We start from the raw sequence: 24814 nt of genomic DNA, 5'->3' as shown, positions 1-24814 counted from the left end.
TCCAATCGGTGGATTGGGTCAATCAGGGGACTTGCGATGGCAAACCTAACAATCAACGGAAAAACCTTCACGCTCGATGTCGAGCCGGATACGCCGCTGCTCTGGGCGATCCGCGAGAATGCCGGCCTGACCGGCACCAAATATGGCTGCGGCATTGCACAATGCGGCGCCTGCACCGTTCACATGGACGGCGTCGCCATGCGCTCCTGCGGCGTTTCGGTGAGCGAGGCCGAGGGCAAGAAGATCACAACGATCGAGGGGCTCGCCTCCGGCGACACGCTGCACAAGGTGCAGGCAGCCTGGATCGCGAAAGATGTTCCGCAATGCGGGTACTGCCAGAGCGGCATGATCATGGCGGTCGCGGCGCTGCTCGCCGAGAAGCCGAAGCCGACCGACGCCGATATCGACGAGGCCATCACCAATATCTGCCGCTGCGGCACCTTCCAGCAGGTGCGCGAAGCGATCCACACGATCGCAAGCGCGTAAGGAGCCGCCCATGAACAAGCACGTCTCTCCCAAGATGAACCGCCGCGCCTTCGTCGTCGGCACCGCCGCAGTCGGCGCCGGCCTTGCCATCGGCCTGGACCTCCCCTTCGGCGGCCCCGCAATGGTTCGCGCGGCCGACGGCTCGCCCGAGGTCAACGCCTGGGTCGTGGTCAAGCCCGATGACACCGTGGTGATCCGCATCGCCCGCTCCGAGATGGGCCAGGGTTCGCTGACCGGTCTCGCCCAGCTCGTTGCCGAGGAACTCGAATGCGACTGGTCCAAGGTCACGACCGAATATCCGACCCCCGGCCAGAGTGTCGCACGCAAGCGCGCCTGGGGCGATTTCTCGACCGGTGGCAGCCGCGGCATCCGCTCCTCGCAGGACTACGTCCGCAAGGGCGGCGCCACCGCGCGCGTCATGCTGATCGAGGCCGCCGCCAACGAGTGGAAGGTGCCGGCCTCCGAATGCACCGTCGCCAAGGGCGTCATCACCCATAAGGCATCGGGCAAGACCACGACTTACGGCAAGGTCGCCGAGGCCGCGGCGAAGCTGACGCCGCCGGCCGAGGTCAAGCTCAAGGACCCGAAGGACTGGACCATCGCGGGCAAGGGCCTGTTGCGGCTCGACACGGCCGACAAGACCAATGGCAAGATGATCTACGGCATCGACGTCAAGCTGCCGGGCATGCTCAACGCCGCGATCAAGGACTGCCCGGTGTTTGGCGGCAAGCTGAAGAGCTATGACGAAGCCAAGATCACCGGCATGAAAGGCGTCAAGAAGGTCGTCAAGGTCGGCGATACCGCCGTTGCGGTCGTTGCCGACACCTGGTGGCACGCCAAGACCGCGCTGGACGCGTTGCCGATCGTCTGGGACGAGGGCGAGAACGCAAAAGTCTCCAGCGAGTCGATCGCGAAGTGGCTGGCCGAGGGCCTGAACAACGACCAGCCGGCCTATGTCGGCAACAAGAACGGCGACGTCAAAGCGGCGATTGCAGGTGCTGCGAAGAAGGTCGAGGCCGTCTACAACTATCCCTACCAGAACCACGCCACGATGGAGCCGATGAACGCCACCGCGCTCTACACGGCCGACAAATGCGAGGTCTGGTGCGGCACGCAGAACGGCGAGGCCGTCTTCGCGGCGGTGCTGGAGGCCTCCGGCCTGCCGGCGGAAAAGTGCGACATGTACAAGGTGATGCCCGGTGGCGGCTTCGGCCGGCGCGGCCAGACCGACTATGTCCGCCAGGCAGTTCTGATCGCCAAGGAGATGCCGGGCACGCCGGTCAAGCTGTTGTGGTCGCGCGAAGAGGACATGGCGCACGGCCGGTATCACCCGATCACCCAGTGCAAGATGACCGGCGCGTTCGATGCCGACAACAACCTGGTCGCGCTGCACTACCGCCTGTCCGGACAATCGATCCTGTTCTCGCTGCGCCCCGAAGCGCTGCAGAACGGCATGGATCCGGCCGCATTCCAGGGCGTCGCCCAATCCGGCGAGGCCGCGATCGGCTATTCGGTGCCGAACTTGCTGGTCGAGCATGCGATGCGCAACCCGCACGTCCCGCCCGGCTTCTGGCGCGGCGTCAACGTCAATCACAACGCGATCTACATGGAATGCTTCATGGACGAGCTGGCTCATTCTGTAGGCCAGGATCCGCTCGAGTTCCGCCGCAAGCTGATGGGCAAGAATCCCAAGCATCTGGCGGTGCTAAATGCCGTGGCCGAGAAGATCGGCTGGGACAAGCCGGCGCCGCAAGGCATCTACCGCGGCATCGCGCAGGTCATGGGCTATGGCAGCTACGTCGCCGGCGCCGCCGAGATTTCGGTGACCGAAGGCAACAAGATCAAGGTGCTTCGCATCGTCGCCTCTACCGACCCCGGCTACGTCGTCAATCCGGCGCAGGTGGAGCGGCAGATCGCGGGGTCCTTCGTCTACGGCCTCTCCGCACTGTTCTACGGTGGCTGCACCGTCAAGGACGGCAAGATCGAGCAAACCAACTTCGACACCTTCAACTCGATGCGCATCAACGAGATGCCGAAGGTGGAATCGGTGATGGTGCCGAGCGGCGGATTCTGGGGCGGTGTCGGCGAGCCGACCATCGGCGTCGCGGCGCCGGCGGTGCTCAACGCCTATTTCGCGGCCACCGGCAAGCGCATCCGTTCGGTTCCGCTGCGCGACCAGAACATCACCTTCGCCTGAGCAACACGCTGCGGCGGCGAGAGATCACCGCCGCAGCCTTTTACAGATGCCCCTGATGACCATGCGCCCGGTGACACGGCGGAATGCCGTGTTCGGCATCACCATGGCGGCCGCGACGTTGGCGCGGCCAGCGCTTTTGCGCGCGCAATCCACAGCCCGTGTCGTCGTGGTCGGCGGCGGTTTTGGCGGCGCGGCGTGCGCCCGCGCGTTGAAGCGTGCGCAGGCCGACTTGCAGGTCATCCTGATCGAACCCAATGCCGTCTTCACCTCCTGCCCCTTCAGCAACGAGGTGATTGCGGGCCTGCGCGACATCGAAGCGCAGCAATTCGGCTACGACGGGCTCGCCGCCGAGGGCGTCACCGTGATCGGCCAGGCCGTGACCACAATCGCGCCGCAGCAGCGCAGCGTCTTGACGACCGATGGCGTCGCGCTTCCCTATGACCGCCTCGTGCTCTCGCCCGGCATCGACTTCCACTACGAAGCCCTGCCCGGCTATGACGAGGCCGCGTCGGGAAAAATGCCGCACGCCTGGAAGGCCGGCGCGCAGACGCTGCTGCTGCGCAAGCAGTTGGAAGCAATGGCGGACGGCGGTGTCGTCGCCATCGCAATCCCCGCCAATCCCTCGCGCTGTCCGCCGGCGCCTTACGAGCGCGCCAGCCTGATCGCGCATTATCTGAAGACGAAGAAGCCGCGTTCGAAGGTGCTGATCCTCGATGCCAAGGACAGTTTCTCCCAGCAGCGGCTGTTCGAGCGGGCGTGGAAGGAGCTCTATGGCGACATGATCGAGCGCGTGGCGCTGTCGCAAGGCGGCCGCGTGACGTCTGTCGATCCCTCGACGCGGACGATCATCACCGAATTCGGCAATTACACCCCTGACGTCGCCAACGTCATCCCGGCGCAGCGCGCGGGGCGCATCGCCGAGATCGCGGGCGCGATTGATGCGACCGGCTGGTGCCCGATCGACCCTGTGACCTTCGAGTCGAGGCTCGTCCCGAACATCCATGTCATCGGCGATGCCTGTCTCGGCGGTGGCATCCCCAAATCGGCCTCCGCCGCGAGCGCGCAAGGCAAGGCCTGCGCAAGCGCGATCGTCAACCTGATCGCAGGCCGTCCGCCGGAGACGCCGCGGCTGACTGGAATCTGCTACAACACCGTCGCGCCCGGTTACGGCTTCTCGCTCGCCGGCAATTACCAGCCTAGGGGCGATATCTTCGCCGAGGTCGAGGGCGGCGCGACCAGCCCGGTCGATGCCCCGCGCGAGCTGCGCGCCCGCGAGGCGGCTGAGGCCGAGCGCTGGTTTCAAACCATCACGGCGGACACCTTTGGCTAATGCACCCCTCCATATCGCCGCGCTGATCGCCGCCGGCCTTGTTTTGGCTTGCGGGGTCCTGGCTTGCGGAGCAAGAGCAGACGAGCTCGTGCCTTACAAGATCATCGGTGATACCATTCCGCAGCCCCTCGCGGGTACGCCAGGCGATCCCGCGCGCGGACGCGCGCTGGTGCTGGCGCGCACCACGACCTGCATTCTCTGCCATTCCGGCCCGTTTCCGGAAGCACGGTTCCAGGGTGACCTCGCGCCCGATCTCAAAGGCACCGGGAATTGGTGGTCGGCGGGCCAGTTGCGGCTGCGGCTGGTCGATGCGTCGCGCTTCAACCCGCAGACCATCATGCCGTCCTATTATCGCAATGACGGGCTAGTCCGGGTGGGACGCAATTTTGCCGCCAAGCCGATATTATCCGCCGCGGAGATCGAGGACATCGTCGCCTATCTTGCAACGCTTCGGGACTAGGACTGTTCATGCGGACCACACGACGACAATTCCTGAGCCTGGCCGGAGGCGTCACGATCGCCGGAACGGTCCCGATCGTCACGCTACGGCCGCTGCAAGCGACGCCGGCCATGCTCAACACCGCCATCCGCAACATCGTCGGCGAAGCTCAAATTCGCACCGGCAAGGTGAAGCTCGACATTCCGCCGCTGGTCGAGAACGGCAACACAGTGCCGATGACGATCAGTGTCGCAAGCCCGATGACGGCGAGCGACTACGTCAAGAGCATCCACATCTTCAACGAGAAGAACCCGCAGCCGAACATCGGCAATTTCTATCTCGGTCCCGCCGCCGGCCGCGCCCAGGTCTCGACCCGGATCAGGCTTGCCGACACCCAGAAAGTGGTCGCGATCGCCCGTCTCTCCGACGACACCTTCTGGCAGGTCACCACCGAAATCGTCGTGACGCTCGCGGCCTGCACCGAGGAGATGAACTGATGGCCGCACTCATCAACGTCCCGGCCAAGGCAAAGCGCGGCGACATCATCGAGATCCGCACGCTGACATCGCACATCATGGAAACCGGCTTCCGCCACACCGCCGACGGCGCGCTGGTGCCGCGCGACATCATCACGAGCTTTACGTGCCGCTACAACGGCACCGAGATCTTTCGTGCTGACCTGTTTCCGGCGATCGCGGCAAACCCATACCTGTCGTTCTTCACCGTCGCAAAGGAGAGCGGCAAGTTCGAGTTCGAATGGATCGGCGACAACGGCTATGCGTCCACCGCCTCGGCGCCGATCACGGTCGAATGAATTTTTGGCACGCGATAGCGGCGGCGGCGCTCGCGGCCACGGCCCCAGCCCTGCTCGCCGGTGAAATCCCGACTGATGCGCGCCGGTCCGGCTACACCTTCATGGGCCCCGACACGCGCGCCATGCAGGATGACGACACCGCCAATCCGGGCATGCTGTTCGTGCTCGACGGCGAGGCGCTCTGGGCGAAGAAAACAGGCAGCGCCGAAAAAGCCTGCGCGGATTGCCATGGCGATGCTGCGACCAGCATGAAGGGCGTCGCGGCTCGCTATCCCGCCTTCGAAAAGGCGCTGGCGCGCCCCGTCACGCTCGACCAGCGTATCAATCTCTGCCGCGCCAACCATCAGCAGGCAACCCTGCTCCCCTATGAGAGCCGCGACCTCTTGGCACTCTCCGCCTTCGTCGCCCACCAGTCGCGGGGCATCACGATCACGGCCGGCGATGATCCACAACTAAAACCCTTCGTCGCGCAGGGCCACGACCTCTTCATGCGGCGCGAGGGCCAGCTCAACCTCGCCTGCACCAATTGCCACGACGACAACTTTGACAAGCGTCTTGCGGGCGCGCCGATCACGCAGGCGCAGCCGACCGGCTATCCGCTGTATCGGCTGGAATGGCAGACGCTGGGGTCGCTGGAGCGGCGCTTGCGCAGCTGCATGACCGGCGTTCGCGCCCAGGCCTATGATTATGGCACGCCGGAGCTGGTCGCGCTCGAGCTCTATCTGATGTCGCGGACGCGCGGCCTGCCGATGGAAGCACCGGCCGTACGGCCCTGATCGGCGCGAATTAGGACTAGGCAGACGCGGCGCGGTCGCTAGTATCCCCCGAAAGAACGATGAGTCACAGGGAGGACTAGAAGTGGTCGACTACAGAATCTCGCGCCGTACGCTCTTGACCGGGACCGCCGCGGCTGGCGCGCTCAGCCTGACGGGACTGCCGGCGCGCGCCGAGGTCAACTGGAAGAAATATGCCGGGACCAAGCTTGAGGTGATCCTCGCCAAGGGTCCGCGCGGCGACAATCTGCAAAAGAACCTCAAGGAATTCACCGATCTCACCGGCATCCAGGTCGAAGCGGAGCAGATCCCCGAGCAGCAGCAGCGCCAGAAGGTCGTGATCGAGCTCACCTCGGGCCGGCCGAGCTTCGACGTCGTCCATCTCAGCTATCACGTGCAGAAGCGGCAATTCGAAAAAGGCGGCTGGCTCGCCGACCTGACGCCCTTCATGAAAGATCCGACGCTGACGGCACCCGATCTCGTCGAGAGCGATTTTTCGGCCGCCGGCCTGCAATACGCCAAGAACGACAAGGGCCAGATGATGTCGCTACCCTGGTCGGTCGACTATTTCATCCTCTACTACAACAAGGAGCTGTTCGAGAAGAAGGGCGTTGCGGTGCCCAAGACCTTGGACGAGATGGTCGCGGCCGCCGAGAAGCTCACCGATCCCAAGGAAGGCATCTACGGCTTCGTCGGACGGGGCTTGCGCAATGCCAACATGGCGATGTGGAGCAACTTCTTCCTCGATTATGGCGGCGAATTCCTCGATGCCAAGGGCAACATCCTGACCGACGGTCCGGAAGCCATTGCGGCGACCAAGCTATATCAGACGCTGCTGACGAAGGCCGCCCCGCCCGGCGTCGCCGGCTTCAACTGGATGGAGTCGATGGCCTCGTTCACGCAAGGAAGGTCCGCGATGTGGATCGACGGCGTCGGCTGGGCGCCGCCGCTGGAAGATCCGGCCGCCTCGCGCATTGTGGGTAAGGTCGGCTACACCGTCGTACCCGCCGGCCCCAAGGGACAATATTCCTCGACCTATGGCGACGGCATCGGCATTGCTGCGGCGAGCAAGAACAAGGAAGCCGCCTATCTGCTCTGCCAGTGGGCGGTCTCCAAGCAGCAGGGCGCGCGGCTGCTCCAGGCCGGCGGCGGTGTGCCGTTCCGCAACTCGATCCTTGGCGATCCCGAGGTCCAGAAGGGCGTGAAGACCAAGGAGTGGCTGCAATCGGTGATCGAGTCCGGCAAGATCAGCAAGCTTGGCCTGCCCGTCGTGATCCCGGTCGCCGAATTCCGCGACATCGTCGGCGCGGCGCTTACCGCCACGCTATCAGGCGCCGATCCCGCAGCCGAGCTGAAGAAGGCGAACGACCAGTACCGTCCGATCCTGGAGCGTAGCGAAAAGACGTGAGTGCGTTGACACAATCGACTCCGGCCGCGGCACAGTCTGATGCCGCGCCGGAGAAGGAATTGCGGCCGCCGTCCTACTGGCCGTTCGTGGTGCCGGCGCTGGTCGTCGTGCTTGCGATCATCATCTTCCCCTGGGTCTTCACGATCTGGATGAGCCTGAACGAGTGGAAGGTCGGCTCGTCGACCACCTTCGTCGGGTTCTCCAACTATCTGCGGCTGACCAGCGATCCGCGCTTTCTCGAGTCTGTGGTCCACACCATCGTCTACACCGTACTCTCGGTGCTGCTGCCGCTGGTGCTCGGCACGTTCGCGGCTGTGGTGTTCCACCAGAAATTCGCCGGCCGCGGTTTTCTACGCGGTGTCTTCATCATGCCGATGATGGCGACGCCCGTCGCGATCGCGCTGGTCTGGACCATGATGTTCCACCCGCAGCTCGGCGTGCTGAATTATCTACTGTCGCTGGTCGGGATCCCCGCGCAGCTCTGGGTGTTTCATCCCGCGACCGTCATTCCCTCGCTGGTGCTGGTCGAGACCTGGCAATGGACGCCGCTCGTCATGCTGATCGTGCTCGGCGGCCTCGCCGCCATCCCGGCCGAACCTTATGAGAGCGCGCAGATCGACGGCGCTAATTTGTGGCAGGTGTTCCGCTTCATCACGCTGCCGCTGATCATGCCGTTCCTGTTCATCGCCGGCATGATCCGCATGATCGACGCGGTGAAGAGTTTTGACATCATCTTCGCGATCACGCAGGGAGGACCGGGCTCGGCATCGGAGACCATCAACATCTATCTCTACAGCGTCGCCTTCACCTATTACGACCTCGGCTACGGCTCGGCGATCGCGGTGGTGTTCTTCCTCCTCATCGTCGCCCTCGCAGCGGTGATGCTCTACGCTCGCCAGCGCATGGTGTGGACAGAAATCGCGAGCGACGCATGACACCCCGTCAGATCATCGGCAAAATCGGCCTGTGGCTTTCGGTGTTCGTCATCGTATCGCCGGCGATCCTGTTCTTCCTCTGGATGCTGTCGCTGTCGCTTAAATTCGAGATCGACAATGCCGCCTACCCGCCGGTGTTCCTCCCCGAGCATATCGCCTGGAAGAACTATGCCGACGTGCTCGCCTCCAATCGCTTCCTGACCTATTTCATCAACAGCCTGATCGTAACAGGCAGCGCGACGTTGCTTGCGCTGATCGTCGGCGTCCCCGCCGGCTACGGCATCGCGCGCATGGCCGCGCACAAATCTGCGATCGTGATCCTGATCGCGCGCATCACGCCCGGCCTGTCCTATCTGATCCCGCTGTTCCTGCTTTTCCAGTGGCTCGGCCTGCTCGGCACGCTGGTGCCGCAGATCATCATTCATCTGGTGGTAACGGTGCCGATCGTGATCTGGATCATGATCGGCTATTTCGAGACTACGCCGCTGGAGCTGGAGGAAGCCGCCCTGATCGACGGCGCCACGCGCTGGCAAGTCTTCCGCCACGTCGCCCTGCCGATCGCCAAGCCCGGCATCGCGGTCGCCTTCATCCTCGCCGTGATCTTCTCCTGGAATAATTTTGTGTTCGGCATCGTGCTGGCGGGACGCGAGACGCGCACCCTGCCCGTTGCGGTCTACAACATGATCTCGTTCGACCAGTTGAGCTGGGGCCCGCTTGCGGCTGCCGCACTGATCGTGACGCTCCCGGTGCTGCTGCTGACGGTGTTTGCGCAGCGGCAGATCGTCGCCGGGCTCACGGCGGGGGCCGTCAAGGGCGGGTAGCTGCAAGTCGCGAGATCGGGACGAAACGCGCCTGTCGATCAACTCATGTCAAGCTGCTGCTGCGGCAGGACCAGAAGCACCCGCAATCCGGTCGGTTGTCCCGGATGCATTTCGATTGCGCCGCCATGCCGCTTGACGATGTCCCGCGCGATCGAGAGCCCAAGGCCGAACCCGGTGCTGTCCTGGACGCGGGCATCATTGCCCTTGAAAAAGGGTTCGAACACCTTGTCGAGAAGCACGGAGGGAATTCCCGGACCGTCATCGGCGACCTCGATCTCGATCAGATCCGCAGGCCTGGTTCGGAGACCGACGGCCACGATACCACCGTGCTTGACGGCGTTCTCCACGATGTTGGTGACTGCGCGCGACAGCGCGCGCGGCCGGCAGGCGCAGGAAAGGCGCGCCGGGCCCAGATAGGCGACGGGATGTCCGGTATCGGCGAAGTCGGAGCAAATCGTCTGAAGAAAGCTTGGCAGATCGATCAGGGACATCGCCTCGGAACGGGCATCGTCGCGCAGATACTCCAGCGTGTCGTCGAGCATCCGAGCCACGTGAGTGATATCGTTCTGCATTCCGGTGCGTAAATTGTCCTGGTCGACCCGCTCGGCGCGCAGCCGCAGCCGCGTCAGTGGCGTTCGCAGATCGTGACTGATCGCCGCAAGCATGCGGGTGCGGTCGTCGAGCAACCCGCCGATGCGGGTGCGCATTTCGTTGAGCGCATCGGTCACCTGCATGATCTCGCGGGGGCCTCTCCGGTGCAGGACTTCATGATCCCTCGGCGAGCGGCCGAACGCCACCGCGGCCGTGGCGACCTCGGCCAATGGCGAGATCACCCAGCGCACGGCATAGACCGACAGCAGCAAGACCGAGACCAGAACGATGATCAGCAGCATCGCCGTCGGCGTCAGGAGGAAGCGCCACAGATTGGTATCGAACGAGATATCGAACATCAGCGCGCGCCCATCATCGAGCCTGGTGACGATCTGCGATCGCGTACTGCCGGGATATCGGAGATCTTCGACCAGTTCGACGCCCGGCTGGAGCGCGAGCTGCCGAAGCGCAAGCTTCAGAATGAAGGGCAGGCTGTCGGTATCCCGCGGCACAAGGTCCGACACGGCGATGCGCTCGACCTTCAGTCCGGTCCGCTGCACCGCAGCCAGCAGGTCGTCCGCCTCGATCGAGCTGCTCGCAGCCTTCAGCAGCCGCGTGGCGTCGGCAACGCGCGCGACCGAAAATGTCGGATTGCTGGGCGGATCGAACAGCAGTACCACGATGGCGACGACGACGGCAAAGCCGAGCATCACGGAGATGGCGACAAGACTGCTAATCTGCGTGGTGATGCTGCGCGGGATCAGGCGCTCCGGCCATCCCATCAGAAATGCCATCAAGCTTGCTCTACAGTTGGAGTGAACAAATAGCCGCCGAGCCTTACTGTCTTGATCATCGAAGGATCGTTCGGATCGGGCTCGATCTTCTGCCGGATACGGCTGACGTGGACGTCGATGCTCCGCTCGTCCGGACCGGCGAGGCCGCCGTGTACCATCCGGACCAGATGCTCACGCGAAAGCACCTGGCCGGGATTGCGGCAGAATGCCAGCAACAGGTCGAACTCGGCGCTGGTCAGCGTGATCCTGACGCTGCCGGGGTCGCGGAGCTCGCGCCGCGTGGGATCGATACGCCATCCGGCGAAGATCAACGGGTGCGACCGCAGTCGCGTCAACGCCCCCCCGCTCTCGGAGCGGCGCAGCAGCGCCCGGATCCGCGCCATCAGTTCGCGCGAGTTGAACGGCTTCGTCACATAGTCGTCCGCGCCGAGCTCGAGGCCGAGTATCCGGTCCACATCCTCGCCTCGCGCCGTGACCATGATGATCGGAATCGATGACGACATCCTGAGCCTGCGGCAGATGCTCAACCCGTCCTCGCCCGGCAGCATCACGTCAAGAACGACGAGGTCGATGCTCTCGCGCCTGAGCACGGCATCCATCTCAGTCGCCGACCCGATCCAGAACGGTTCGAAGCCATTGTCCGTCATTGCCTCGCTCAGCATGCGCGCGATATCGGCGTCATCCTCGACGCACAGAATGCGCGGTTTTGCGGCTATCACGGAGGTCAAGACAGGCCCGCCCCAGCTTGGGCTTTGGTAGAGTTCATGGAGTTGTCTGCGCAAAAAAGCAGTCCAGTAATTGTGTCGTCATTGTCAGAGAAACGCGTTCAAAGATGGCCGAAATCAGGTCGCGGCTCCGGTCCGAAATATCTCTTAATATCTCTTAATCCGGGACGATCGGCCCCAGTTCTATCGTGATGCCTCGACCGACCGAGAGGCACATCATGAAATTACCGTTCGTCTTCGCCGCCTTTGCCGTCATGACGGCCAGATCGACTTTGGCTCAACCGGCGCAGAATATCGCGCCGCTGGTCAGCGACGAGGTGCGGCAGATGTGCCGCCAGGTCGCTCAAAAGGTATGTCCATCCGGACTCATCCCGGATTTTCAGGCGATTTCCCGTTGCCTGGAGGACAACAAGACCAAGCTGCCTGCGCAGTGCGCGCCCATAATCGCGGCGTTCAGGCAGAGAGCGCAATGACCGCTCCGCGGACAGAGCGGCGTGCTGTCAACAAAACCTCAGGCTGCGGCTCCGACGGATTACGCCTGCTCGCCACACCCATGCCCACGACGTCCATACCCGCCCTGTCCATGGCGGCGATGGTCTTGTTGTCGGGCTGTGCCACTGCGCCGATGACGAAAGGCGGGTCGCTGTCGTCCTACGACAACATGGCGCCGTCCGACGGCGTGCTGGCGAAATCACTGGTCCGCGTCAGCAGGGTGGACATCCTCGCCGCAAAGACGGTGCGGATCGTTCCGGCGGCGTTCTCGCAGGCCGCATCGCCGACTCTGTCCACCAAGCAACGCGCGCTGGTGGCCAACGCCATCGATCGCTCATTGTGCGTTGGCTTGAGCGAACGGCTGGAAGTGGTCGGCGCCGACCGTCCAGCGGATCTGACCGCACATGTGCTGGTCACCCAGGCCGCACCGACCGACGAAGTGGCCGCGGGTGCATCCAAAGTGGTATCGCTCGTTCCGGCGGTGCTCGGCGTGCCAGCGCCGATCCCGCGGCTTCCGATCGGGCTGGGAAGCCTGACGCTCGAAGCCGAAGCGCAGGATCGAACCGGCAAGCAGCAGGCGGCAATGATCTGGGCGCGCGGCGCCAATTCTTTCACCAACTCGCCGACGGTCTCGGCCGCGGGCGATGCCTATGATCTCGCCACCGCGTTCGGCGGCGACTTCAGCCAGCTCCTTGTCACCGGCGAGACGCCGTTCGGAACGACGCCGAAGCTGCCATCGCTGGACAAGATCGGATCGTCATTAGGTGGAAAGCCGAAGAATGCCGCCTGCGAGGCATTCGGTCGTAGCCCCGGTGTGGCCGGAATGATCGCCGAGAAGGTGGGAATGCCGCCTGAATGGTCCGACAAGGGCGCGGCGGCAAGCGAACAGTGAGGCAGTTAGTTGAACGCGCCCTGCGCATTCTTGGTTGCGTCGCGTGGTTCGCGGCGCCCGCGTTGTTGCTGAGCGGCTGCGCCGTCGGACCCGACTACAAGAGCATGTCGATCGAGCTGCCCGCTCGCTGGAGCAACGGGACGGACAAGCGGGCGGCGCGGCCGCCCATCCTCGCGCAATGGTGGCGCCGCATGAACGATCCGCTGCTGAACGAGCTGATGGACGAAGCGGTGCAGGGCAATCTGGACGTCGCTGCCGCCAAGGCGCGCATCCGCGAGGCGCGCGCCTTGCGGCGGCAGGCGGTCGGCGAGCTGTTTCCATCGATCTCCGGCTCGGGATCGGCCACCACGAACCGCACCGGCAGCGCCTCGCTCGGTGGGGCCGCCGGCACCACCTACAGCCAGTTCGAAGGGGGCTTCGATGCAAGCTGGGAGCTTGACCTGTTCGGCGGCAATCGCCGCGCGGTTGAAGCTGCGAGCTACAACGTCGAGGCTGCGGACGAGGATCTGCGCGCGACGCTGTTGACCCTGATCGGGGACGTCGCCTCCGCCTATGCCGATGCCCGCGGCTATCAGGCGCGCGCGGCACTGGCCCGTCGCACCGCGGCGTCGCAGCGCGAAACTGCAGGCCTGACGCAGAAGAAGTCCGATGCCGGTTCGGCGACATCCGTCGACGTCGCGAAAGCCGTGGCGCAGGCGGCCAGCACCGAGGCCACGATTCCCAGCCACGAAGCGGCGTACGCGCAAGCCGTCCATCGTCTCGGCGTGCTGCTCGGACGCGATCCCACCGCGTTGACGCCGCGGCTGGCACGAGGCGCAGCGATTCCTTCGCCGCGGCTACCACTGCCCAAGGGCGTTCCCGCCGACTTGCTGACGATGCGGCCGGATGTTCGCAAAGCCGAGCGCCAGCTCGCACAATACACCGCCAAGATCGGCCAGGCCGAGGCGGCGCTCTACCCGGATCTCAGCCTCAGCGGATCGGTCTCCACCACCGCCCTCAAGCTCGGGGATCTCGGCAAGGACTCGACCATCGGATGGTCGCTGGGCCCGACGCTGAGCGTACCGATCTTCAACGGCGGCAAGCTCCGCGCCGCCGTCGAGACTGCACAAGCCCAACGCGATCAATATCACGTCGCCTGGCGCAGCGCCGTGCTGGCCGCGCTGGAGGATGTCGAGAACTCCATCGTATCACTGGCCGAGGAACGGCGCAGGATCCGCAGTCTTGCCGAGGCGGCCCGGCGCTACGGCGAAGCGGCGCAGCTGTCGCGCGCGCTCTACGAGAACGGTTCGACGAGCTTCCTCGACGTGCTGGATGCGGAGCGCTCGCGGTTTTCAGCCGAGGACGCCCTTCTGCAAAGCCGGGTGGCGGTGACGAAGGACTACGTGGCGCTCGCCAAAGCACTGGGCGGCGGCTGGGACGGGGCGATCGACAGCACGACGCCCGAAATCGTCGACGCCAATACCGGGCCGCACATTCCGAGATGACGGAGCGCCATCCATGCAGATGATCAATGACATTGCAAAGCAGCCGGTCAGACCCGCGCCCGGCAAGGACGTTTCGCCGCGGCCGGCCAGCGAAGCCTCGCCATCGCTCGCCCCTCCGCCGCATCGCAAGCGGCCGAAGCTATGGTGGAAGATGCTCGCCGCCGCAGCTCTCATCGCGGCGCTCGCTACCGGGTGGATGCTGAAGGCGAAGCTGTTGTCCGATCCGGCAGCAAATCTCGTGACGACGCAGGCCGTGGTTGGAAACATCGAGCGAACCGTGCTGGCAACCGGCACCCTGAAGCCGGTCAAACTCGTCGCCATCGGCGCGCAGGTTTCCGGCCGCGTGGTCTCCGTGAAAGTGGTGCTCGGGCAGCAGGTCAAGGCCGGCGACCTGATCGCCGAGATCGATTCCCAGACGCAGCAAAACACGCTGCGAACCAACGAGGCAGCGCTGCAATATAACCGGGCCCAGCGCCAGGAAAAGGAGGCGACGCTCGCGCTTGCGGAAGCGTCGCTGGCGCGTCAGCAGACTACGCTGGCACAGAAGGCATCGTCGCGCGCCGACTACGATTCCGCCGAGGCCAACGTCAAGACCACCAGCGCGCAGATCGCGCAACTCGACGCCCAGATCATCCAGGCGAAAGTCGCGATCGAAACCGCGCGCATCAATCTCGGCTATACCCGCATCACCACGCCGATCGACGGAACGGTGCTGGCGGTGGTTACCCAGGAAGGCCAGACCGTCAACGCGGTGCAGTCGGCGCCGACGATCGTGGTGCTCGGTCAGGTCGACACCATGACGGTGCGTGCGGAAATTTCCGAGGCCGATGTGGTCCGGGTCGCCCCCGGCCAGGACGTGTACTTCACGATTCTCGGCGATCCGGAACGGCGCTTCAATGCCAAGCTCGTCTCCATCGAGCCGGCGCCGGAATCGGTCAAGACCGACAGCAGCTTTACGTCTTCAACGACAACGTCCAGCAATTCATCGTCGTCTTCATCTTCATCGTCTTCGGCGATCTATTACAACGGGATATTCGACGTTCCGAATCTCGACGGCTATTTGCGGACCTACATGACCGCGGAGGTCCACATCGTGCTCGGCGAGGCGCACAACGTCCTGACCGTTCCGTCGGCCGCGCTCGGGAAGGCTCAGCCGGACGGCACCGCCATGGTGAGCGTAGTCAGCTCCAACGGCGACGTGGTCACGCGGACGGTCAGGGTCGGGCTCGACAACAAAGTGATGGCTGAGGTTCGCGACGGCCTCAAGCCGGGTGAACGCGTGGTGATCGGCACCGGTCGGGACGACGCCAAGAAGCAAACCAACATGCCGCCGCCCGGAGGCATGTGACCGTGACCGAGCCGTTGATCGTCATCGAAAGGCTGAGCCGCGAATATTCTTCGGGCGACTCGACCGTGGTCGCGCTCGACCATATCGACATCAGCATCGCGGCCGGCGAAATGGTCGCGATCGTCGGTGCATCCGGTTCGGGCAAGTCGACCCTGATGAACATTCTGGGCTGCCTCGATCGTTCGACGTCGGGCAGCTATCGGGTCTCGGGCCGTGAGGTCGCCTCGCTCGACATGGATGAACTGGCAGCGTTACGGCGCGAGCATTTCGGCTTCATCTTTCAGCGCTACCACCTCCTGAACGAACTTTCCGCGATCGGCAATGTCGAGGTACCCGCGGTCTATGCCGGTCTCTCGCAGCACGACCGCCGGGCCAAGGCATCCGCCATTCTCGATCGCCTCGGCATGGCGGGGCGGCTCGAGCATAGGCCCGGCCAGTTGTCGGGCGGCCAACAGCAACGGGTTTCGATCGCCCGCGCCCTGATGAACGACGCCAACGTGATCCTCGCCGACGAGCCGACCGGAGCGTTGGACAGCCGTAGCGGCGAAGAGGTGTTGCGGATCCTGCACGAGATCAACGCCGAGGGCCGGACCGTGATCATCGTGACCCACGACATGGCGGTGGCGCGCCGTGCCAAGCGGATTATCGAGCTGCGCGACGGCGTCGTCATATCCGACCAGCCCAATCACAGCGATTTGTCGATCGCGCCGATACCGATCGAGGACCGCAGCACGGCGCGATCGCCCGCGAAGCCGGCGGCGCCTTGGCGGGCGTCGTTCGGCAGGTTTCGCGAGGCCCTGCGGATGGCGCTGTTGACCATGAACGCGCACCGCCTGCGCGCGTTCCTGACCATGCTCGGCATCATCATCGGCGTTGCATCCGTGGTCTGCGTGGTGGCGCTGGGCGCGGGCTCGCAGGAGCGCGTCCTGGCCAACATCAACAGCCTCGGCACCAACACGCTGGAGATCTTTCCCGGCAAGGATTTCGGTGACACGCGCTCGACCAAGATCAAGACCCTGGTGGCGTCAGACGCGCGCGTCCTGGGGCAACAGATCTACGTCTCGGCGGTCACACCGACGGTATCGACCAGCGTCACCCTGCGCTTCGGCTCCATCGAGGCCAGCGCGCAGGTCTCCGGGGTCGGCGAGGAGTATTTTGCGGTCAAGGGCACCCAACTCGCGGAGGGTACGTTCCTCGATGCCGACAGCGTGCGCAGCTTCGCCCAGGATGCGGTGATCGACGACAACGCGCGCAAGGCGCTGTTTGCCAATATTTCGACGAGCCCGATCGGAACAATCATCCTGGTCGGCCGGGTGCCCTGCCGCATTATCGGCGTCACGCGCCAGCAGCAAAGCGGGTTCGGCTCCAGCGCCAATCCCACGATCTATCTTCCCTACACCACGGTGCAGGCGCGTTTTCTCGGCGACGTGTCGCTGCGCAGCATCAGCATTCGGGTCAACGACAGCACCTCCACCGACTTCGCCGAACAGGCGGTGACCGGCCTTCTGACACAACGACACAATGCCAAGGACTTCTTTATTCTGAACACCGACGATATCAGGCGCACCATCCAGACCACCACCGGTATCCTGACGCTCATGGTCGCCGCCATCGCCGTCATCTCGCTGATCGTCGGCGGCATCGGCGTCATGAACATCATGCTGGTGTCGGTTTCCGAGCGCGTGAGCGAGATTGGCGTTCGGATGGCCGTAGGCGCCCGCCAGAACGATATCCTGCAACAGTTCCTGATCGAGGCCGTGCTGGTGTGTCTGATCGGCGGCCTGACCGGGATTGGCCTATCGCTTGGCTTTGGCGTCGTCTTCAACGCCTTCGATGTCGGCTTCAGATTGATCTACTCGACCACCTCGATCGTCGCCGCCTTCCTGTGCTCGAGCATGATCGGCATCGCATTCGGCTACATGCCGGCGCGTAATGCCTCGAAGCTCGACCCGGTGACGGCACTGATGCGGGAGTGACCGCGGGAGAGAATGCGGCCGGGCGACGTCGCGCCGCCCGGCCGCGAACCTCGCTACTCCGCAGGGGCCGCCGACATCTCCGCGTGCGGCACGTAATGCTCGCTGGTACGCCGGCTGAGAACGTACAGTCCGGCCGCCACGACGGCGTAGGCGAAGGCGACGGACGGCGTGACGCCAAAGCCGCCACCGATGCCGACCGACTCACCGTGCATAAAGCCGAAATAGGTGAGCACCGCACCGACCAGCGCGAAGGCCGAGGCCTTCTCGAAGTCACGCTCGATGATGAAGACACCGATCGCGCCCAGGATAAGGCCGCCGAGGATGGAGCCACCGCCCATGATCTCGAGCCCGTGGTAGAACACGCCCTGCTGCGGAAGTGCGGCGATCGCGGCGGTCTTGACCGCGTCGGCCTTGTCGGCGGCCATGCCGCCGACAGTCGCCGCCGCATTCATGGTCGAGCCCAGCATCGTATCGATCTGGAGCTTGGCCCACGCCGCGAGATGCGGGGTCAAGGCCAGCACGATCGCGGGCGCGTGCTTGACCGGCGTGGTCTGGAACGCCTGCGCGCCGATGAGCATGCCGATATAGAGCAGGATCGGCGAGATCGCGACGACAGGCACCAGCGCCAGCAGCACCGGGATGATGCCGAACCACGCCAGCACCACCACCATGATGCCGGTCGCAGCCGAGTAGCCGATGCGGCCGCCCATCGCCTTCCAGCCGGGATGGCCGATATAGACGGCGTTGATGAAGGGGTTGCCCATCAGGCAGCCGATCAGGCTGACGACACCGTCTGCGGTCAGAACCCGCGTGGTCGGATATTCGTCGCCGGCCGCTTCCGCGCTCTCGACATTGTCCATGGCCTCGACGAGGTCATAGATGCCGAACGGAATCGCGGTGACCAGGATGACCCCGAGGAATTCGAAGCCGGAGAAAACCTGACCGACCGCCGGAATCGGCACCGAGAAGCCGAAGCTGGCAAAGGCATCGCCGACGCCCTTGACGCTCAGCCCACCGAGATTGAGCCCAAACAGGTTCGAGCCCCAGGCGATGACCATGCCGACCGCAATCGCGATCAGGCCCGCCGGGATGCTCTTTGGATACTTCACACCACCGAACCAGCTCACCAGAATGATGGCGAAGCAGACCAGACCGATCTGCGGCGTCATGTACATCTCGAGCGCGGGGCGCATCGAGATGAAGGTGACGGAGACGCCGGCGAGCGTGCCGAGCAGTGCCGCGCGCGGCGTGATTTTGCGGATGAACGGCGCAACGAAGCCGCCGATCATCAGGATGAAGCTCTGGAAGAATACCCAGACCAGACCCGCCGACCAGCCCTTGAGCGGATCGCCGGTCTTGATCGTGATCGGCAGCATGATCACGAAAGTGACGATGAACATGTGGGGCACGCTGACGCCCGAGGGCAACGCGCAGACGTCGCTGCGGCCGGTCTTCTGTGCGAGACGATAGGCGAGGTACGCGTAGTAGAAGGTCGACAGACACATCATCAGCCCAAGCGCGGGCAGGATGCGGCCGAACACGAGACTGTCCGGCATCTTCAAGACGAAGCGCAACAGGCCCGTGAGCACCAGCATGTTGACGAGGATGTTGGTGCCGAAGCCGAAAAACGCGTTCCAGTCGCCCGGTGTCCATAGTGCCGGCTTGAACTCGGACTTGCCGGCCGTCCCCGTCGATGTGCTCATGGTCATACCCCCTATGTGGTCGAAGTCTTCATCGCCTCCAGTACTGCGGCTGAGTCCGCGACCCAGCCGAAGATCCCGCCCTGGGCCTTGATCATCTTCAGGCCCATCTCGTGAAACTCGGGAAAGTAGGATGCGCAGCCGTCCGAGATGACGACGCAGCGATAGCCGCGGTCATTGGCCTCGCGCACGGTGGTGTTGACGCATACCTCTGTCGTGACGCCGCACACCAGGAGATTCTCGATGCCGTATTTCTCCAGCACGTCGGTGAGCTCGGTGGCGTAGAACGCGCCCTTGCCGGGCTTGTCGATCACGACCTCATTGTCGAGCGGATAAAGCTCGGGAATGATGTCGTGGCCGGCCTCGCCGCGAATGAGAATGCGGCCCATCGGGCCGGGATCGCCGATGCGAAGGCTCGGCGCACCGCGCTCGACTTTCGCCGGCGGCGCATCGGAGAGATCGGGCAGATGACCTTCGCGGGTGTGGACCACCAGCATGCCGGTGTCGCGCGCCGCCTTCAGTAGCGCGCCGATCGGCTTCACCGCGCGCGCAAGCTGGCTGACGTCGTTGCCGAGCGTCTCGCCGAAGCCGCCGGGCTCCATGAAATCGCGCTGCATGTCGATGATGAGAAGCGCAGTGCTCGCCCAGTCGAGCTTGATCGGCTCGGGCTCGGCGCTGACGACGCCGAGTGTCGACTTGGTTGAGTTCAACATGACTCAGGCCCCCGCGAGAACTCTCTTTGCAAGGAGTTCTGCAAACGCCGTGCCATTGTGTACAATAGCGTTTGGCTGGAAGTGGCGCAGAAATCTGGCGCACTTTCAGCGTGTTATGCGACGATCCAACCTCTGCTTATTCCCTGTGCGACGTCTTTGCGACGGGCATTTGCTCAAAGGATAAGCTGCGGCGCCGCTCGCTTTATTAGCGGGTAGTGGGGCCGTACAGCCGCCGATACTCCGCCTCATAGGGCGCGTAGGAATCCTTCAGCGTCGCCATGTTGAGCAGCATGGTCGCGACCACCGTCCCCGCCTTGTCGAACACGCGCGTCTTCGCCCAGGCGCTTTCAGTACGGCGGCTGCCGGAGAGTGCGACGACCTCGCGCTCGACTTCATACGCCTCGTCGACGAAGAGCGGGCCCTTGATCAGCCTGATCTCCTGATCGGCGAACAGGCCAACGGCCGGTCCCTTGGCCGGAAGCGGATCGTCCTTGGAGCGGTACTGGAACAACACGCTCAGCATCTCCATCGGGATGATCGCCCTGCCCCAGGGATTCTCGGCGCCCGAATAATGCGGCGAGCTCTCAGTGATCACGGCGAGCTTCTGCTTGAGCGAGAACGGATAGAGGTCGCCCATGTTCTGATCGAACGCCATCCGCACCGTCTGCCGCCTGCTGGTCTGTGCCACCTTCACGTCGCGCAGGATGACGGGATCGGTGAGCGGCTTGAGCTCGCCGAGGCGGGTCTCGAGCGCCGTTGCGGCTTGCGCATCGCCGACCGAGGCCGTGCCACGCAGCACCTCGGTGCCGTCGCGCTTCACCATCTGGATCTGGCACTGGTTCGTGCCGGGCAATGGCTTCGACAGGATCGCCTGTACTTCCTCGCCTTCGTAGCAGACGCTGCGGTAATGCGCGGAGAGGCAGCCGCTCTCGAACCACGCGCTCCCCCACAACTCCGCACCGAGCGGTGCAAACTGGCTGAAATGCGTGGGCCCCTCGATGGTGCCTCCCTTGAAGCCGAGCTTCTGCGCGGTGGCGTCGTCATGGATGGAGGCATGCGCGTCGTAAGTTTGAGCCTGAAGCATCTGGCGCGGCTGGCGCCACGGGCCTATCAGCGCCTCGGCGGTCTCGGTGATCTCGGTATTAAATGCTTGTGTTGTCATGCTGTCCTCCGCGCGCAAGCCATGACTAGCAGGAGCGCCACGGATGCGGCTAGCCGTATTGACTTCGGCTACCCATGCTCTTGACTGTCACAATTCGCGGCGCGCAACCGCAATCCCTCCCGCAGCGCACACCCCTCGCCAGCCAAGACAACAAGGACTTTCGACATGACGCTGATGCAGGTCGAGCTGGACGACAAATACCGGCTCGAATCGAAGCGGATCTTCCTGTCCGGCACGCAGGCGCTGGTCCGTCTGCCCATGTTGCAGCGCGAACGAGACCGCCTCCAGGGGCTCAACACCGGCGGCTTCATCTCCGGCTATCGCGGTTCCCCGCTCGGCATGTACGACCATGCGCTGTGGCGCGCGAAGTCGCACCTCCAGGAGCACGACATCGCCTTCGTCCCCGGCCTGAACGAGGACCTCGCGGCAACCGCCGTTTGGGGCAGCCAGCAGGTTGGCCTGTTTCCCGGCGCCAAGGTCGATGGCGTGTTCGGCATCTGGTACGGCAAGGGCCCTGGCGTCGACCGCTCGGTCGATGCGCTTAAGCATGCCAACGCCGCCGGCACCTCGCTGAACGGCGGCGTGCTCGCGCTTGCCGGCGACGACCATGGCTGCCAGTCCTCGACGCTGGCGCACCAGAGCGAGCAAGTGTTCGCGGCCGCGCTGATCCCCGTGATCAATCCCGCGACGCTCCAGGACTATCTCGACCTCGGCCTCTATGGCTTTGCGCTGTCGCGCTTCTCCGGCTGCTGGGTCGGCTTCAAAGCGATCAGCGAGACCGTCGAGAGCTCCGCCTCGATTGACAGCGACCCTGAACGTATCAGGATCGTGCTCCCCGACGATTTCGAGATGCCACCGGGCGGCCTCAACATCCGCTGGCCCGATCCGCCGCTGGACGCGGAGCGGCGCCTGTTCGGCCCGAAGATGGCGGCGGTGCAGGCTTTTGCACGCGCCAACCAGCTCGACCGCATCGTGCTGGATTCGAAGCCGGCACGGCTCGGCATTGTCGCGACCGGCAAGGCTTATCTCGATCTGCGCCAGGCGCTCGCCGACTTAGGCATTACAGACAAGGACGCGCAGGATCTCGGCCTTCGCATTTACAAGGTCGCACTGACCTGGCCACTGGAGGAAAGCGGCGCGAAGCGTTTTGCCGAAGGTCTTCAGGATGTGCTGGTGGTCGAGGAGAAGCGCGGCTTCATCGAAGACCAGCTGATGCGCATCCTCTACAACGTCGATGCGTCCCGGCGCCCGACCGTCACCGGCAAGCGCGACGAGAGCGGCGCGCCGCTGCTGCCGAGCGAGGGCGAGCTGACGCCGACCATCGTCGCGGGCGCGCTGGTGGCGCGCTTGCGCAAGCTCGGGCATCACAGCCCGGTGCTGGAGCAGCGCCTCGCCCGGCTCGAGGCCTTCGACAATCCTGTTACCGCCACCACGCAGATCAAGCTCGCGCGCACGCCGTTCTTCTGCTCGGGCTGCCCGCACAACACTTCGACCCGCGTGCCCGAAGGCAGCCGCGCCATGGCGGGCATCGGCTGCCACGGCATGGCCCTGAGCATGCCGACGCGCCGGACCGATTTGATCTCGCATATGGGCGCCGAGGGTGTGAACTGGATTGGGCAAGCGCCCTTCACGACCGAGCAGCACATTTTCCAGAATCTCGGCGACGGCACCTACACGCATTCCGGCTTGCTGGCGCTCCGCGCCGCCTCCGCCGCCGGCATCAGCATCACTTATAAAATCCTCTACAACGACGCCGTCGCGATGACCGGCGGCCAGCCCGCCGAGGGCGGCTTCAACGTCGCGCAGATCGCGCATCAGGTCTGGGCCGAGGGTATCAAGCGGCTTGCGATCGTCTCGGACGATCCGAGCAAATATCCGGAAGGAAACTACTTCCCGCAGGGTGCGACTATCCATCACCGCCGCGAGCTCGATGCCGTGCAGCGCGAATTGCGCGACATCAAGGGCCTCACGGTCATCATCTACGACCAGACCTGCGCCGCCGAAAAGCGCCGGCGCCGCAAGCGCGGGCTCTATCCCGATCCCGCCAAGCGCGCCTTCATCAACGAGCTCGTTTGCGAAGGCTGCGGCGATTGCTCGCAGGCCTCCAATTGCGTCTCGGTGCAGCCGCTGGAAACCGAGTTCGGCCGCAAGCGCCAGATCGACCAGTCGAACTGCAACAAGGATTTTTCCTGCGTCGAGGGCTTTTGCCCGAGCTTTGTCACCGTACATGGCGGCAGCCTGAAGCGCATGAAGACCTCGGCGGTCGACTCCGGACAATTGTTTGCCGACCTACCGCTGCCGCCTGCCCGTGAGCTGGAGGCGCCGTACAACATCCTCGTCACCGGTATCGGCGGCACGGGCGTCATCACCATCGGCGCGCTGCTGGGCATGGCCGCCCATGTCGACGGCCGTGGCTGCTCGGCGCTGGATTTCACCGGCCTGTCGCAGAAGAACGGCGCCGTGATGAGCCATGTCCGCATCGCCTCGGAGCCGGAGGACATTTCCGCCGTCCGCATCAGCACGGGCGGCGCCGACGTCATCCTCGGCTGCGACATGATCGTCTCGGCAGGCCCCTCCGCGCTCAGCCGTGCCGAGCGCGGCGTGACCAAGGCCTATGTCAACGCCGATTTGCAGCCGACCGCGAGCTTCGTGCAAAACCCCGATCTCGATTTCGAGATGGGCACGATGCAGACCGTGCTGCGCGACGCGATCGGCGAGAAGAATCTCGACATCATCGACGCCACAGGCATTGCTTCGGCGCTGATGGGCGACAGCATCGCGACCAACCCGTTCATGCTCGGCTTCGCCTTCCAGAAGGGCGCGATCCCGCTGTCGCTGGAGGCCCTGCTCCGCGCTATCGAGATCAACGGCGCCGCGATCGAGATGAACAAGCTCGCCTTCACCTGGGGGCGGCTGGCCGCCCACGACATGTCGCGGGTCCGTAGCGTGCTGCAATTCAAGAGCCGGGCGTCTGCTCCGGCGAAGTCGCTCGACGACATCATCGCGACCCGCGCCGAATTCCTGACCGGCTATCAAAACAAGGCTTACGCGGACCGCTATCTCGCGGCGGTTGCCAAGGTGCGGAAGGCGGAAACCGCCGCCTCACCCGCGTCCACCGAGCTCTCGGAGGCGGTGGCAAAGAACCTGTTCAAGCTGATGTCCTACAAGGACGAGTACGAAGTCGCGCGGCTCTACACCGACGGCAGCTTCGCCGGGAAGGTGTCGGAGAAGTTCGACGGCGATTTTACGCTGAAGTATCATCTGGCCCCGCCGATCTTCGCGCAGCGGGACAAGACGACGGGACATCTCCAGAAGAAGGAGTTTGGCGGCTGGATGATCCACGCTTTCCGCGTGCTGGCGAAGCTGAAATTTCTGCGCGGCGGCGCGTTCGATCCGTTCGGCCGCACTGGGGAGCGCCGGACCGAGCGGGAGCTGGTCGCGGATTATCTCGCGATGATCGATCAGCGGATGCCGGGGCTGAAGGCGGAGCATCTCCCGCTGCTGGCGCGGATCGCGCGCGTGCCGCAGACGATCCGCGGCTTCGGTCACGTCAAGGAAGCCAATATCAAGCTGGCGGCGGCGGAAAAGGCGCGGCTGGAAGCGGAGCTGGAAAACAGCCGCTTTGCCGCGGCTGCGGAGTAGCGGTTAGGCGCGAGCTCTCTCCGCCGTCATTGCGAGGAGCCCTTGCGACGAAGCAATCCAGACTGCCACCGCGGAAAGATTCTGGATTGCTT

Annotated in this window: 21 protein-coding genes; 16 read left to right on the top strand and 5 right to left on the bottom strand. The window is 64.4% G+C overall.

The genetic code is table 11. The features are described 5' to 3' along the window. Nucleotides 1-36: 36 nt before the first annotated feature. The 10 genes from BMW89_RS23085 to BMW89_RS23040 all read left to right on the top strand — a co-directional run bounded on the left by BMW89_RS23085 (nt 37) and on the right by BMW89_RS23040 (nt 9203). Nucleotides 37-486: a (2Fe-2S)-binding protein gene (locus tag BMW89_RS23085; protein ID WP_092029291.1), complete on the top strand. Its 450-nt coding sequence runs from the start codon at nt 37-39 to the stop codon at nt 484-486. Between the two features lie 10 nt (nt 487-496). Further along, nucleotides 497-2683, top strand: coding sequence for a xanthine dehydrogenase family protein molybdopterin-binding subunit (locus BMW89_RS23080; RefSeq protein WP_092029290.1), 2187 nt, complete (start codon nt 497-499; stop codon nt 2681-2683). A 46-nt stretch (nt 2684-2729) separates the two neighbouring features. Then, complete coding sequence (locus BMW89_RS23075; RefSeq protein ID WP_502686400.1) at nt 2730-4013, top strand: FCSD flavin-binding domain-containing protein; 1284 nt, start codon at nt 2730-2732, stop codon at nt 4011-4013. Next, a complete protein-coding gene (soxX, locus tag BMW89_RS23070) occupies nt 4006-4473 on the top strand; it encodes a sulfur oxidation c-type cytochrome SoxX (protein WP_092029289.1) in 468 nt (155 codons plus the stop codon). The genes BMW89_RS23075 and soxX overlap by 8 nt, the downstream gene beginning before the upstream one ends. Before the next feature lie 8 nt (nt 4474-4481). After that, nucleotides 4482-4949: a SoxY-related AACIE arm protein gene (locus tag BMW89_RS23065; RefSeq protein WP_092029288.1), complete on the top strand. Its 468-nt coding sequence runs from the start codon at nt 4482-4484 to the stop codon at nt 4947-4949. After that, nucleotides 4949-5266 carry a thiosulfate oxidation carrier complex protein SoxZ gene (gene soxZ, locus BMW89_RS23060; protein WP_092029287.1) on the top strand — a complete coding sequence of 106 codons (318 nt, stop codon included), beginning with the start codon at nt 4949-4951 and terminating at the stop codon, nt 5264-5266. Before BMW89_RS23065 ends, soxZ begins: the two co-directional genes overlap by 1 nt. After that, nucleotides 5263-6042 (top strand): sulfur oxidation c-type cytochrome SoxA, encoded by a 780-nt coding sequence (soxA, locus tag BMW89_RS23055; protein WP_177196251.1) that lies wholly within the window; start codon nt 5263-5265, stop codon nt 6040-6042. Before soxZ ends, soxA begins: the two co-directional genes overlap by 4 nt. Nucleotides 6043-6124: 82 nt before the next feature. Next, complete coding sequence (locus BMW89_RS23050; protein ID WP_092029285.1) at nt 6125-7447, top strand: ABC transporter substrate-binding protein; 1323 nt, start codon at nt 6125-6127, stop codon at nt 7445-7447. Beyond that, nucleotides 7444-8382 carry a carbohydrate ABC transporter permease gene (locus BMW89_RS23045; protein WP_092029284.1) on the top strand — a complete coding sequence of 313 codons (939 nt, stop codon included), beginning with the start codon at nt 7444-7446 and terminating at the stop codon, nt 8380-8382. The genes BMW89_RS23050 and BMW89_RS23045 overlap by 4 nt, the downstream gene beginning before the upstream one ends. Then, complete coding sequence (locus BMW89_RS23040) at nt 8379-9203, top strand: carbohydrate ABC transporter permease (protein ID WP_177196250.1); 825 nt, start codon at nt 8379-8381, stop codon at nt 9201-9203. The genes BMW89_RS23045 and BMW89_RS23040 overlap by 4 nt, the downstream gene beginning before the upstream one ends. 38 nt (nt 9204-9241) lie before the next feature. On the opposite strand, the gene BMW89_RS23035 is transcribed toward BMW89_RS23040, so the two are convergent. Both BMW89_RS23035 and BMW89_RS23030 read right to left on the bottom strand, forming a co-directional pair. Then, the gene (locus tag BMW89_RS23035; RefSeq protein WP_244547655.1) at nt 9242-10588 is read right to left on the bottom strand and encodes an ATP-binding protein; all 1347 of its coding nucleotides are present in this window, start codon (nt 10586-10588) and stop codon (nt 9242-9244) included. Beyond that, nucleotides 10588-11316 (bottom strand): response regulator, encoded by a 729-nt coding sequence (locus tag BMW89_RS23030; protein ID WP_092029282.1) that lies wholly within the window; start codon nt 11314-11316, stop codon nt 10588-10590. The genes BMW89_RS23035 and BMW89_RS23030 overlap by 1 nt, the downstream gene beginning before the upstream one ends. 215 nt (nt 11317-11531) lie before the next feature. Between BMW89_RS23030 and BMW89_RS23025 the strand changes: the two genes are divergently transcribed. The 5 genes from BMW89_RS23025 (at nt 11532) to BMW89_RS23005 (ending at nt 17505) form a co-directional block, all read left to right on the top strand. Further along, a complete protein-coding gene (locus BMW89_RS23025) occupies nt 11532-11786 on the top strand; it encodes a hypothetical protein (RefSeq protein WP_143062807.1) in 255 nt (84 codons plus the stop codon). Between the two features lie 80 nt (nt 11787-11866). Further along, complete coding sequence (locus BMW89_RS23020) at nt 11867-12697, top strand: DUF3313 domain-containing protein (protein WP_092029280.1); 831 nt, start codon at nt 11867-11869, stop codon at nt 12695-12697. Beyond that, nucleotides 12661-14181, top strand: a complete 1521-nt coding sequence (locus BMW89_RS23015) for an efflux transporter outer membrane subunit (RefSeq protein ID WP_092029279.1) — start codon at nt 12661-12663, stop codon at nt 14179-14181. The genes BMW89_RS23020 and BMW89_RS23015 overlap by 37 nt, the downstream gene beginning before the upstream one ends. A gap of 19 nt (nt 14182-14200) precedes the next feature. Further along, on the top strand, nt 14201-15529 hold the full coding sequence (locus BMW89_RS23010) for an efflux RND transporter periplasmic adaptor subunit (protein WP_502686402.1): 1329 nt from the start codon (nt 14201-14203) through the stop codon (nt 15527-15529). A gap of 2 nt (nt 15530-15531) precedes the next feature. Next, on the top strand, nt 15532-17505 hold the full coding sequence (locus BMW89_RS23005; RefSeq protein WP_092029343.1) for a MacB family efflux pump subunit: 1974 nt from the start codon (nt 15532-15534) through the stop codon (nt 17503-17505). A 53-nt stretch (nt 17506-17558) separates the two neighbouring features. On the opposite strand, the gene BMW89_RS23000 is transcribed toward BMW89_RS23005, so the two are convergent. From BMW89_RS23000 to BMW89_RS22990, 3 genes are all read right to left on the bottom strand, one after another. Further along, nucleotides 17559-19208, bottom strand: a complete 1650-nt coding sequence (locus BMW89_RS23000; RefSeq protein WP_092029342.1) for a regulator — start codon at nt 19206-19208, stop codon at nt 17559-17561. 11 nt (nt 19209-19219) lie between these two features. Continuing rightward, a complete protein-coding gene (locus BMW89_RS22995; RefSeq protein ID WP_092029278.1) occupies nt 19220-19918 on the bottom strand; it encodes a cysteine hydrolase family protein in 699 nt (232 codons plus the stop codon). Nucleotides 19919-20123: 205 nt separating this feature from the next. Then, nucleotides 20124-21080 (bottom strand): hypothetical protein, encoded by a 957-nt coding sequence (locus BMW89_RS22990; RefSeq protein WP_092029341.1) that lies wholly within the window; start codon nt 21078-21080, stop codon nt 20124-20126. A 165-nt stretch (nt 21081-21245) separates the two neighbouring features. Here BMW89_RS22990 and BMW89_RS22985 point away from each other — a divergent pair, with 165 nt between their 5' ends. Continuing rightward, complete coding sequence (locus BMW89_RS22985; RefSeq protein ID WP_092029277.1) at nt 21246-24722, top strand: indolepyruvate ferredoxin oxidoreductase family protein; 3477 nt, start codon at nt 21246-21248, stop codon at nt 24720-24722. The last annotated feature ends 92 nt before the right edge of the window (nt 24723-24814 follow it).

This window comes from Bradyrhizobium sp. OK095 (assembly GCF_900109945.1).
Classification (GTDB): Bacteria; Pseudomonadota; Alphaproteobacteria; order Rhizobiales; family Xanthobacteraceae; genus Bradyrhizobium.
The sequence above is the reverse complement of the archived record's forward strand: the minus strand, read 5'-3'. Positions and strand labels throughout refer to the sequence as shown.